Here is a 12839-nt window from a genome sequence, read left to right as displayed (position 1 = left end):
CATCACACAACCAAAGAGCGTTAATGTAGCAAATTTGCCCTGAACTTACATCGATTTGAATGTGTATTTCTGATCATTTTTTAGCATAGCCACCAATCAATATCTCAAAAACTCATAATAAAATGAAAAAACAATCTTTTTATTTATAAAGTAGATGCTGCATATTGAATACAGACAAAAACATAAAGAATGTATTGAGGACTGATCATGACACTACGTTTAGGCGACATCGCCCCGAATTTCCAACAACAATCAAGTGAAGGTAACATTGATTTTTATGAATTTTTAGGTGATGGTTGGGGAATTTTATTTTCACACCCAGCAGACTTTACGCCTGTCTGCACCACAGAGCTTGGCTTCACCGCCAAACTCAAAGATGAATTTAGCAAGCGTGGTGTCAAAGCCATTGCTCTTTCGGTTGATGATGTTGAATCACATCACAACTGGATTCAGGACATTAACGAAACACAGAATACGACTGTTAATTTTCCAATCATTGCAGATAAAGATCGTAAAGTATCTGAGCTCTATGATTTCATCCACCCAAATGCCAGCGAAACATTAACCGTACGTTCTTTGGTAATTATTGATCCAAATAAAAAAGTTCGCCTGATTATTACTTATCCAGCCTCGACAGGTCGTAACTTTAATGAAGTGTTGCGTGTAGTTGACTCACTGCAATTGACCGACAAGCACAAAGTGGCAACACCGGCGAACTGGCAACATGGTGAAGATGTGGTGATTGTTCCTTCATTGAAAGATGAGGAAGAAATAAAACAACGCTTCCCTAAAGGCTATAAGGCCGTCAAACCTTATTTAAGACTAACCCCACAGCCTGAGTGAGGATCAAACGAGCAACGCTCGTTCCTGAGAAGCAACTAAAGCTTCGTAAGAAGTCGAACAGCTATGCTGTGAGTTAAGAAATTAAAGCGTATGCTTTAATCGCAGTGCAAGACAAACGAACTGTGTATAAGAGAAAACTGAATCATAATAAAATAATATTTAAACTGAATAACATGCATCTCAGCCTATCCACTAGATAGGCTTTTTTATATCCAAGCTAAAATTGTTTTGGTATTTCGGAATCAATCGGTTATAAAAATAATTCGATCCGCTACACAATAAAAAAAGCATCATGATCTACAATATCCATCATCTGCATTGTGGCAGTTTCTGCCCGACCTGCGCGCCATTGTTTGGACAAAAAGGCTGGAAAGCGCATCTGGTCTGTCATTGTCTATTGATTGAAACTGATCGTGGCTTAGTCCTAATTGATACTGGCTTAGGGCTTCAAGACTATTTGCATACTGAACAACGCTTAGGCCGTTTACTCAAACAGTTTGGTTCGATTGTCCCGAATTTAAAACTCACCGCCATCCAACAAATTCAACAACTCGGATTTAATCCGAATGATGTAAAACATATTTTTGTGACCCATCTGGATTTTGACCATGCAGGTGGTATTTCCGATTTTCCCAATGCCACAGTGCACCTTTTAGCCGCCGAATTTAATGCCACACAATCGCTTACCGCAAAAGGCAGGCTTCGTTATAAAACCGAGCAATTTAAACAACATCGATACTGGAACTTTGCCGAACATAGCGAGGGCGAATCTTGGTTTAATCTACACAAAGTTAAAGGATTGGCTCTATTTCAAGATGAAATCCTGATGATTCCCATGATAGGACACACGGCTGGACATTGTGGTATTGCCATTAAGAAGTCGGATGGTTGGGTTTTATTCTGTGGTGATGCTTATTACACCCATTTAGAACTCAATCCGAAAAATAAACTCAGAGCGCTAGACCTGACTGAGCGATTGTTGGCCGAGGATAACCAACTACGTCTGCAAAACCTGAAACAGTTACAATATCTCGCTCAACATGAGCCAAGCATTGAGTTAATTTGTGCGCACGATCCAGTCGAATTCAATCGTTATCAGTCAAGCCTATGAAAAAAACACTCATTACCGTTGCTCTTGTTTCAACCTTAACACTTGGCGGGTGTATGAAACACCCAAGTTTGGATGATGAGCAACGTCCAAAAAACTGGGGCACACTGATCTCCAACACGCACAATTTTTATCAAATCAGTAATGATGTGTTCCGCAGTGATCAGCCTAGTAATGCATTAATCCCAACATTAAAACAATATCAAATCGATACAGTGATTAATTTACGCGCCAGAAATGAAGATGCTAAGGTTTTAAAAGATCAACCCTTTAATCTTGTGCATATTCCGATTTATACCTGGGCGATTAATCGTGAAGACCTGTTACATACAATGCAGGCCATTCAAACTGCCAAACAAAAGAATCATAAAATTTTAGTCCATTGCTATCATGGATCTGACCGTACTGGTGCAACGATTGCCATGTATCGTATTATCTTTGAAAACTGGTCGATTGAAGATGCAGTAAAAGAGATGAAACAAGGCGGATATGGCTTTCATGTGATCTGGAAAAATATTGATCACTTATTTACCCCTGAAAACGTAAAATGGATTCAACAGCAACTGTCGAACCCATCTCGTTAAAATATTGGATTTATTGTAGATGAAGCTCTATTTATTAAGAAATAGAGCTTATTAAACCAACGAACTTATCCTGTTATTATCGAGCAGCCTGCAAAGCATATTGCTCAAAATTGCATAACCATTCAGTAATTTTCATTTAAACGTCTGATTTTCAAAAGCCGAATGAGCCAGCAATACCTTCAAAACTTCAGAATCACCACCATCACTGTCGGTGACCAATAAAAATACTTCGCCATCAGATCGCGACTCTAGCCAAGTCAACCCTTCTACTTTAATAGCGAGCGTTTTACCTTCATTATCCTGAATCAAATAACTCGATAACGCTTGACCATCTGGCGAGAACAGCAAAATAAAACTACCCAACACATCACCATCGTCATAGGTATTTAATGTTTGCTCAACCGCTGCTGTGGCAACAATTAGATTTTTATCCACAAAGAAATAGGCATCAGAAATACCACTTGCAGTCCCCTCAATCTCAGGCAAGTTGAGACTAAGCGAGTTGATAAGCGCATTTTCTAACGATTTTCCTGCTTGAATTCTAGCTAAATCAAAGACTAGAACACCATGATGGCGATTAATATTGCCACGTTGAAAGATATAGAGATGATCATGGTCTGAACAGATGGCTTCTATATTGAGATCAGCCCCACCCGTTAATTCAGCGCTGCTTTCTAAAAAGTGATAATCGACTGCATCCAGAAAAATACTAATTTGATTATTAGATGGATTATAAAGTAATGCTTGTTTCCGATTTTCAGTAGAACCTGATCCCATCACCAGTAATTGCTGTTGCTCATCTAAGGTTATGCAACTTAATGCTTCAAAATCAGGCTTTTTTGCTTTGCTCAATACGCTAAGTGATATTTGCTCAGACGACTCAGATAACGGAACTTTTTCAAAAACTATTGCACTATCTATGTTGTTGTTTCGACTGGTTTTGAGTAAGTAACGGACATCGTCACCAACAAAATAAACATCGTCTCCTATACTGGCGACACCAGACAGTGCACTAACATCAGAATCTTGTGAAAAAACAAATCGTTCTAATATTCTGATCGCTGTATTCATGATCGCGAGTCCCCTATTTAATTTTAATGGAACACTCACAGCTTGAGTAAAGCCTATGATGTGTTCCTGATTTGATCTAAGGGATGATCAAGGTTTATCGTTGGTCAAGCGGAACCCAATCAATCACCCAAGCAGATTTCATATTTAAGCTTTCATCCGTTGTGATTTTCTTACGCGTGTTATCTGCGGTATCACGATCTTTGGCTGGTCCAACCATAATACGAATCCCTTTCGAGGTCTGACTGGTGGTTACCTTGTAGCCCTTTGCACGTAATTTCGATACAACGGCGTCTGCATTGGCTTGGTTTGCAGCCAAAGCCACTTGGACCATCCACTTTTTATCGCCATTTTCCATCAGATCACGTGCTTTCTCAGCCTCAGCTTTCTTCTTGCTATCTTCATCAGCTTTACGTTTTTTCTCATCGGCTGCTTTTTTATCAGCTTCTGCTTTACGCTTATCTTCTGCTGCTTTTTTGTCAGCTTCTGCTTTACGTTTATCTTCAGCGGCTTTCTTGTCTGCTGCTTCTGCTTTACGCTTGTCTTCCGCTGCTTTCTTATCCGCTTCCGCCTTACGTTTGTCTTCGGCTGCTTTTTTGTCAGCTTCTGCTTTACGCTTGTCTTCCGCTAATTTCTTATCAGCATCAGATTTTTGTTGATCTGTTTTTTGCTGTTCAGCGCGCTTCTTTTCATCTGCTTTACGCTTTTCATCCGCAAGTCGCTGAGCCTTGGCTTTTTCGTCTTCAACCAATTCTGGTGGAATATTATCCGAACTTTCTTGCGCTGCGGTACGACGCGCATTAATCGCTGCATATTCTTCCGCGGCTTTACGTGCCGCTGCGGCTTCAGCCTGTTGCTGCATCTTTAAGAACTCAGCTGCACGTGCTTCTTGTTCAGCTACTGCTTTCTCACGTGAACGACGCTGCTCTTCCAGTAAACGCTTTTCTGTTTCCACATCGACAGCCAATGGTTGTAATGACACCATTTCACTGTCTTGTGCTGGCTGTGCGGTTTTCGGTTTAGACTCAGTTTTGGGAATCGGATGAGTAACTGGAGCTTGCGTGTGATCTTGCTCAATTTCATCATTGCCCTTTAACAGCAATGCAGCTAATAAAACACCACCACCGAGTAGAACAACGCCGCCCATCCAACGTTGTTTGTTATTCATCGACATTCTTCTAAATACTCCCAGACCGCTTCTAAGGTATGAAACGAACCACAGACTAAAATCAGCTGATTGTTATTACTTTGTTTCAGCACAGTTTCAAACGCTTGCTGGATACTGCCGAACTCGTATACCTGTTGCCCTTGCAATGCATTATGTATCTGTTGCACTGGTGCGGCTCTAGGCACATCTAAATTAGCAATAAACCAATCTTTTACTGTTGTTTTTAGTAAATCGGTGACAGAAGCAATGTCTTTATCTGCCAGCATGGAAAATACTGCAACAACGTCTGTGTACTGTTTATTGTATTTTAAGAATTTTCGCAACTGCTTCAATAAAAATTCGACACCATGCGCATTATGCCCAGCATCAAAAATCACAGTTTTATCTTGGATTTGTCGTATTTCAAAACGACCTTGTAAACGTGCTTGTTGAATACCCGTTGCAATCGCTGCTTGCGAAACCTCAACACCACTCGCCAATACAGCGGCAACTGCGGTAGATATATTGTCTAGTGCAAGCTGTCCAATAGGCAGTTGCAATGTGGTTCCAGAAGACGCAAAGGACCAAGTTTGGCCATCATCATTCAGCTCATAAAAATAATCACGATTCAACGTATATAACTGGGCCTGAGTTTCAGCCACTTTATTTTGAACAGCTTGTGGTAATGTTTGTTGACCTGCAAAAACCACGGGAATATTCGGACGAATAATCCCTGCTTTTTCAAATGCAATTTTTTCGACCGTATCACCGAGCCAATCCACATGGTCTAAACCAATATTGGTAATTACTGCGACATCAGGATCAATGACATTGACCACATCGAGACGACCGCCAAGACCGACTTCAAGTACCCAAACATCACATTGTTGCTGTTTAAAAATCAAAAAAGCAGCCAAAGTGGTTGCTTCAAAAAAAGATAAACTTAAACCACATTCACGTCGTGCTTGATCTACTAGAACAAAAGCATCAACCAGACGTCGATCATCAACTTCAACACCCGCCAGCTTTACCCTTTCATTAAAACGATAAATATGCGGTGATTGATATAGGCCAACCTTGTAGCCTTGCGCATTTAAAATCGCAGCCAAGGTCGTAGTGGTTGAACCTTTACCATTGGTGCCAGCGACGGTAAACACCTTCGCTTGAGGTTGCATCACACCAAGCTTTTCAGCAACGGGAATGACGCGTTCTAAACCTAAATCAATGCCTGTAACATGAACATGGCCCCAATAATCGAGCCATGTTGTTAATGTGTCTGTTGAATGTGGAGCGAGTGGTTTCAAGGTAAATTCATCAGCTTAGCGACAAGTCTGTATACAGTATCACGTAATGCATGACGATGAACGATCTGATCGACCACACCATGATCAAGCAAATATTCTGCGCGCTGGAATGGTTCTTCCAGTTTTTCACGTACGGTTTGTTCAATCACGCGTTTACCTGCAAAGCCAATCATCGCTTTCGGTTCAGCAATATGCACATCACCCAGCATCGCCAATGATGCAGTCACACCGCCATACACAGGATGGGTTAATACCACCAGATACGGAACACGTGCTTCTTTCATTTTTTGGATTGCAGCTGCTGTACGTGCCATTTGCATCAAAGACAGCATGCCTTCCTGCATACGCGCGCCACCAGAAGCAGCAAAACAGATCATCGGTTGATGTAATGCGATTGCGCGTTCAGCTGCTTGTACAAAACGGTCACCAACAACAGTTCCCATTGAACCCGCCATAAAATCAAATTCAAAGGCACACGCAATCAAATCTAGACCTTTTAAAGAGCCCTGCATCACCACAAGTGCTTCGGTTTCATCTGTTTTGTCTTGTGCTTCACGAATGCGATCTGGATAAGGTCTGCTATCTACAAATTTTAATGGATCTTTGGCATTAAATTCTTGACCTAACTCACCATTCACTTGATCAAAGAACCAGTTCAAACGATCACGCGCACGCATATGTAAGTGTTCATCACATTGAGGACACACATAGGCATTAAATGACATGGCAGTACGTGTCACCAGTGCATGACACTCTGGACATTCAATCGTAGGCTCAGTAAAAGTCGATTTAAATATCTGCTGTTGATCTGCAACCTGAATACCAGGGACATGACGATCGGTCCAAGGTGTTGAAGGGTTAAGAACCTTCCCTGATGTTAACTCTTGACTCATACTAACTCATCGAGCGCCGCTCGAAGCTCCTTCACTTTATTCACCGTCTGTTGCGCAGCTTCATCTGCTGGCAATGTCGCAAAAGATTTAACGAAAGCACTTCCTACAATGACGGCATCGGCAACTTGACCCATGGCTTTTGCAGACGCAGCATCACTAATTCCAAAACCGACGCCCACTGGCACATTGGTCTTAGACTTAATTTTGGCAATACGTGCTGCTGCTTCAGAGGTATCTAACGTTGCTGCACCGGTCACACCCTTTAATGACACATAGTAAACAAAGCCACTGGCTTGATTCACCACATGTTGAATACGTTGGTCGGTTGACGTTGGCGCAAGCAAGAAGATCTGATCCATTCCATTTTGTTTAAGAACTTCACCTAATTGCTTCGATTCTTCTGGTGGTAAATCCACCAAAAGCACACCATCAACACCACAGTCTTTCGCATAAGCAACAAACTTTTCATAACCAATCACTTCAACAGGATTTAAATATCCCATCAATACCACTGGTGTTGTTTGATCTTTTTCACGAAAGGTTTTCACCATATCCAAGGCATCAAGTGTATTGGTTCCACCTGCCAAAGCACGCTCAGCAGCTAAAGCAATCACAGGGCCATCCGCCATCGGGTCAGAGAATGGGAGACCCAATTCAATCACATCGACACCTGCTTCCACCATTTGATGAAGCAATGGAACAGTTACCTGCGGATGCGGATCACCTGCCATCACATAAGAAACAAGCGCTTTACGTTGCTGAGATTTAAGCTGTTCAAAACGAGTGGCAAGACGTGACATAGGATTATGCTTTCCTGATTTATATAAATTAAGGAGTTGTTTGTAGTCATACAAAAACACTGCATTGTAACGCTATTTTTTGTTCATTGAACAGAGTTTGACGTGATTGAGACAGTGAATCTTGCTACTTACAACAGCCTTGCTACATTTATCTATATTTTGAGTTTTTTCTCAATGATCAAAGCTTCCTAATTTTAGGCTTATCGCATCGCATTTTAGAAATACGCCAAGCTCCTTTATACTAGCCGCAATTTTTAAGTTTTCTTTTTATTTTTATGTCTGCCCACACTCAGGAAAACGTACAAAGTAATGCTCTTGCTTTGCTACCGCTATTGGTATTTTTGATCATCTTTCTCGGGAGTGGTGTCTATCATTCAATAATCGGAACAGAATTTGCCTTTTATCAGGTCAAAGCACCTGTGGCTGCAATTCCAGCCGTGATTTTGGCGTTGCTGCTATACAAACAAAAACTCAATGCAGCAATTGAAGAGTTCTTACAGGGTGCCAGTCATCCCAACCTGATTCTAATGTTTATGGTCTTTATGCTGGCAGGTGCTTTTGCCAGTGTCTCCAGTGCCATTGGCAGTGTCGATGCAACTGTACAGCTCGGACTCTCACTGATTTCAGCTGAATATGTCTTGCCCATGCTGTTTATTATTGCAGCATTTATTGCAACCGCAATGGGGACCTCTATGGGTACCATTGCAGCGTGTGCTCCGATTGCCTTTGGTTTTGCCCAAGCCACTGATATTGCGCCTATCTATGCGATTGGTGCTGTGGTTGGTGGTGCCATGTTTGGCGATAATTTATCGATGATCTCCGACACCACGATTGCGGCAACACGTAGCCAAAATGTTGAACTTCGAGATAAATTTAGAGTCAATATCTGGATTGCATTCCCCGCTGCTATCATGACTTTAATGGTTTATATTTCAATGAGCCACCAAGCGAAAGCGATTCAATCAATACCTTATGATATCTGGCTGATTCTGCCCTATTTGGCTGTATTTTTCCTTGCTTTTACCCGTTTACATGTTCTGGCAGTATTGATGATCGGTGTGATTTTATCGGGCTTGATGGGACTGATTGAAAAACCTGACTTTGACTTACTTAAGTTAAATAGCGCGATTTATGATGGTTTTGTCGGCATGTTTGAGGTGGCATTACTTTCCATGTTATTGGGTGGATTATCGACTTTGATGCAAAAAGAAGGTGGTTTGCAGTGGCTGATTCAACGCATCTATGCCATTACTCACCTATTTAAATTCGGCAAACAACGTGCAGGTGAATTCGGCATTAGCTTTCTGGTGGTCTTCTCGAATTTGTTTGTGGCCAATAACACTGTCGCGATTATTTTATCGGGCGATATGGCACGTGAAGTGGCTAAAGAATATGGTGTTGACCCCAAGCGTAGTGCGGCATTGCTCGATATTTTTTCTTGTGTAGTTCAAGGAATGATCCCCTACGGTGCGCAGTTACTACTTGCCTGTTCGATTGCCAAACTCTCACCCGTTGAATTGATTGGCAATATCTACTATTGCTGGATTCTTGCGATTTGCGCAGTCCTTGCCATCGTCTTTAATTATCCACGCCTAAAAACACGTTAAAATCCTGTACGAATATGAGACTCGAAAATGTCGTTCACAACCTGCGTGGTCTCAGCAAGATGCTGTTTCTGCGAAATAATGAAAGAAATATAAGAAGTGAACAGGTTTTGTGAATGACAATGGTTTTGCCTACTTTTGCCAAAACAAAAGTAGGTCGAACCGAAGGTTTATCCAATAATTAGATGAGAATACAACATGACTCCGTTGAGCCTCCCCCATTTAAATAAGGATCTAGTGAAAAGATTCATTTTAAATCTACAGAGATTTTAAAAACTGTTTTGGTGTAAGCCCTGTCCAACGCTTAAATGCCCGTCCAAATGCACTCTGATCCGCATAATTGAGTCGCTCCGCAATCTCAGAAAAAGACTTCCCTTGTTGTAAATACAACTTACTTTGCTCCAAACGATACTGATCCAACACATCCTGAAAATTCAGTTCATAGGCTTTAAGCTGACGTTGTAAAGTTCGCTCCGAACAATGCAGACGCTTGGCGACATAACTTTGCAACACCTCTTCCTGCTGCACTAAGCCTTGCTCAATAAAGCTCTGTATCTTCTGACGAAACTGCTGCTGCTGAACCTCAAAAGAACTGACACTGTTCAATGACTGTTGTGCCTGATTGGATAGCACATGGTTCAGTTGCTGATCTGCGGCAATACTTTTTGCCTTTAAAATTTGATTGGAAAAGCGGATGGCATATTGCCCCTGCTGAATTTGAATCGGACAACCATAAAATTTTTCAAAATGATAAAGCGCAGTATGCGGTGCATAACCAAATTGAATCATCTGAGGGGGAACCAAAGCATCTTGCACAATCGATTGAGAAATTTTAAAGATCAAGGCCAGATTCAACTCATACATTTCCCGATAATCGCTGTAGGATGCACTCCAAACGATTTGAATATATTCAGAAAATTGTTGTACATCGAGCTGCTCTAAATTGGTTTGCTTAAAGACCAGAGAATAATAACGTTGTAATAATTGCAGGGCTTGCTGTAGATCGATACTGGTCGATGCCAAATAGCCCATTAACCCCAGATCTTGTAGGTTGGCATGTTCAGCCAGGACCAACGTAATTGGACGAGTAAAGTGTGGCTGAGCAGCCTGTAGCAATAAGGCATAACGTTCAACATCAAAGTCTTTTTCATCTGGATTTTCTAAACAGGCTTGAAAGGCTTGCCAAAGTTCAGGCGCAACAACTTTAGACAAATCAATTTGTTCCTGTTGTAAAACACGATTAAACAATCGCAAATATCCAATGATTATTTTAACTGACATACGCCAATCTCATCCTGATCTGTCGTTATTTGTATAAAACTTGGCTGTAACTGTCAAAACATTTCATCGGAGTTTTTTCATACTGAGTTCATGAAGAAAAACAAGGAATAGTCAAGATGAATGCACATGTTTCCTATCAAGTTGATCCTGTGGTGAGAACAAAGTTGGACTTCCATCTCGATCAAGCACCACGCTTCTGGTTTGGGGGAGACCCGTTCCGTACCCGTATGTTTGATGCGCTCAGCCTGACCTTCCCCGATGGCGAGCGTTATTTTATTGAATGTGTCCGTTTATTCCGTGACAAAATTGATGATCCAGACTTGCAGGAACGTGTCGCTGATTTTATCCGTCAGGAAGCACAACATGGCATTGCACATGACAAAATGAATCAGGTCATGAAAGATCAAGGCATGCCTGTGGATCAATTCACCACTCGCTTAAAGAAAATTTTTAGATTTGAACTTAACAATCGCTCTCCCCAATACAACATTGCCATGACCGCAGCAGCCGAGCATTTAACCGCACTGATGGCAGATACGTTTTATAGTAAAAAAGAAACGTTGGCAGAAGCAGATCCTTTTGTCCGTGCATTGTTTGCTTGGCATGCGATTGAGGAAATGGAACATCGTGATGTCGCATTTGATGTGATGCGAGAAGTTGGTGAAGTGCCTGAAGCAACCCGTCGCTTTGCCTTGGTCTTTACCACAGTGATGATGTTTGGTTTTACTCTATATCGTACCGATGTGATGCTTAAAACCGATGGTTTTAACTTGAGACAACGTTTTGATATGGCACGTAAAGGTTTACCGTGGTTCTTTGGTCGTAACGGTATTTTGACTGCGAAAAGAGCACAATATAGCGACTGGTTTAAAAAAGATTTCCATCCAAATCAACACCCAGTGATTCGCCAATACGATGTCTGGATTGATACTTTGGCTAAAACCAATGATCCTATTGCTGCGGGTGAAGCTTTTTGGCAAGCAGGACTTTAATTCATTACCCATAAAAAAATCTCCTTTCGATTGAGGGGATTTTTTATTTCCGTTGTTACCACTTCGCGTAATGTTGTTCCAGCAAGCCATATTGCTTATCTAAGGTCACCAACTCAACCTGCTCATGTGCAATGGTACCGCTGACTTTGGCCTGCCATTGATTGAACTGACTGCCAATCAAACGCAAGTTAATATTCTCAAAACGACACCAACCTGTTTCCACTACTAGATTTAAACATCCCCCCAAAGAACGAATCGACCACGTGTTTTCATTTTTCTGTTCAAATAGGACATCCGTCAGTGGATACAAACGACCATTCACCCACAAAGCATTTTCATTACCAAAACTTTCATTGACCCCAGATGCAAGGTTCAATCCAATACGCCGATCCTGCGCATCACGAAACTGGCAAGATAGCCAGAACCAAGCCGTTTCAGGTCGAAGAAAACCACAGGTATCATCTAATGCTGCAAGGCTATGCGCATTGAATTCAATCTGTTGTTGATCAGGACGAATAAAGAACCCTTCAACTGCCAGCGTGGTTTGTTTCTGGGTATAGGTCCAACCATTAATCCCCGTTGGACTGCATAAACTGAGTACATCCGTGCCCGCACAAAAAATCCGTGCTTTTAACTGGATTTCGCCATGTTTGGTGACTTGGATATAACGCACGCCATTGGCATGTTGCATATCGAATTGATAGGCTGATTTCTTAAAATGGCTTTGACTAAATAACGGTTGCTCATCAAGTTGTGTTTTGAATGCCAGTGGCTGAATCGCATTCCACTCAATCACTTTTTGAGTTTGATGATCATAGACATAAAAGAAACCATGTCCTGCCCAAGATAAATCAACAATCGCCACGCCAATACTGTAATGCTCATGTTGCAAACCACAGAATTTAAACTTCTTATATTTAAGCTGTTTGCGCCAACCTTTCAGTATCTGCCCATAAGGCGTTTTATAGATATAGTCCTCCAAGTTAATCCGTGAAGGCACTTGCTCAAAACGTCCATAACGAGGTTGACCATTGGCTTGTATCAAATCCATTTTATATTCCATGATTGCGAGGTCACATCTATGCTCATAATAGACGGTAAGTGATCAAATTTACTACTATTTTTATCTTTTAAAATACCTCGTACTTCACATTTTATCCGAATAAGCCAAGCCCCTAACGAACTTTTTCAGCTCATCATTTCATCAAAAATTCA

At 41.4% G+C, this 12839-nt stretch carries 12 protein-coding genes; 5 read left to right on the top strand and 7 right to left on the bottom strand.

Annotation, left to right across the window (positions count from 1 at the left end; genetic code table 11):
- Positions 1-207: 207 nt before the first annotated feature.
- The 3 genes from F909_RS11925 (at position 208) to F909_RS11935 (ending at position 2535) form a co-directional block, all read left to right on the top strand.
- On the top strand, positions 208-843 hold the full coding sequence (locus F909_RS11925; RefSeq protein WP_005149976.1) for a peroxiredoxin: 636 nt from the start codon (positions 208-210) through the stop codon (positions 841-843).
- A gap of 292 nt (positions 844-1135) precedes the next feature.
- Positions 1136-1954: an MBL fold metallo-hydrolase gene (locus F909_RS11930; protein ID WP_005149975.1), complete on the top strand. Its 819-nt coding sequence runs from the start codon at positions 1136-1138 to the stop codon at positions 1952-1954.
- Positions 1951-2535 (top strand): dual specificity protein phosphatase family protein, encoded by a 585-nt coding sequence (locus tag F909_RS11935; RefSeq protein WP_005149973.1) that lies wholly within the window; start codon positions 1951-1953, stop codon positions 2533-2535. The genes F909_RS11930 and F909_RS11935 overlap by 4 nt, the downstream gene beginning before the upstream one ends.
- A 132-nt stretch (positions 2536-2667) precedes the next feature.
- On the opposite strand, the gene F909_RS11940 is transcribed toward F909_RS11935, so the two are convergent.
- The 5 genes from F909_RS11940 to trpA all read right to left on the bottom strand — a co-directional run bounded on the left by F909_RS11940 (position 2668) and on the right by trpA (position 7747).
- On the bottom strand, positions 2668-3606 hold the full coding sequence (locus tag F909_RS11940; protein WP_005149972.1) for a DUF6929 family protein: 939 nt from the start codon (positions 3604-3606) through the stop codon (positions 2668-2670).
- A gap of 94 nt (positions 3607-3700) precedes the next feature.
- A complete protein-coding gene (locus F909_RS11945; RefSeq protein WP_005149969.1) occupies positions 3701-4777 on the bottom strand; it encodes an SPOR domain-containing protein in 1077 nt (358 codons plus the stop codon).
- On the bottom strand, positions 4768-6054 hold the full coding sequence (gene folC, locus F909_RS11950) for a bifunctional tetrahydrofolate synthase/dihydrofolate synthase (protein WP_005149967.1): 1287 nt from the start codon (positions 6052-6054) through the stop codon (positions 4768-4770). The genes F909_RS11945 and folC overlap by 10 nt, the downstream gene beginning before the upstream one ends.
- Positions 6051-6947, bottom strand: coding sequence for an acetyl-CoA carboxylase, carboxyltransferase subunit beta (gene accD, locus F909_RS11955; RefSeq protein WP_005149964.1), 897 nt, complete (start codon positions 6945-6947; stop codon positions 6051-6053). The genes folC and accD overlap by 4 nt, the downstream gene beginning before the upstream one ends.
- On the bottom strand, positions 6944-7747 hold the full coding sequence (trpA, locus tag F909_RS11960) for a tryptophan synthase subunit alpha (protein WP_005149961.1): 804 nt from the start codon (positions 7745-7747) through the stop codon (positions 6944-6946). Before trpA ends, accD begins: the two co-directional genes overlap by 4 nt.
- Before the next feature lie 275 nt (positions 7748-8022).
- Between trpA and F909_RS11965 the strand changes: the two genes are divergently transcribed.
- Entirely contained in the window at positions 8023-9354 is a 1332-nt protein-coding gene (locus F909_RS11965; RefSeq protein WP_005149960.1) for a Na+/H+ antiporter NhaC family protein, read from the top strand.
- Positions 9355-9609: 255 nt separating this feature from the next.
- Here the strand turns inward: F909_RS11965 and F909_RS11970 are convergent, their stop codons facing one another.
- A complete protein-coding gene (locus F909_RS11970; protein ID WP_005149959.1) occupies positions 9610-10632 on the bottom strand; it encodes an AraC family transcriptional regulator in 1023 nt (340 codons plus the stop codon).
- 116 nt (positions 10633-10748) lie between these two features.
- Between F909_RS11970 and F909_RS11975 the strand changes: the two genes are divergently transcribed.
- Positions 10749-11624 carry a metal-dependent hydrolase gene (locus F909_RS11975; protein WP_005149958.1) on the top strand — a complete coding sequence of 292 codons (876 nt, stop codon included), beginning with the start codon at positions 10749-10751 and terminating at the stop codon, positions 11622-11624.
- A 55-nt stretch (positions 11625-11679) separates the two neighbouring features.
- Here the strand turns inward: F909_RS11975 and F909_RS11980 are convergent, their stop codons facing one another.
- Entirely contained in the window at positions 11680-12675 is a 996-nt protein-coding gene (locus F909_RS11980; RefSeq protein WP_005149957.1) for a DUF2804 domain-containing protein, read from the bottom strand.
- Between the last annotated feature and the right edge of the window lie 164 nt (positions 12676-12839).

The sequence above is a fragment of the Acinetobacter sp. ANC 3929 genome (assembly GCF_000369405.1).
Lineage (GTDB): Bacteria > Pseudomonadota > Gammaproteobacteria > Pseudomonadales > Moraxellaceae > Acinetobacter.
The sequence above is the reverse complement of the archived record's forward strand: the minus strand, read 5'-3'. Positions and strand labels throughout refer to the sequence as shown.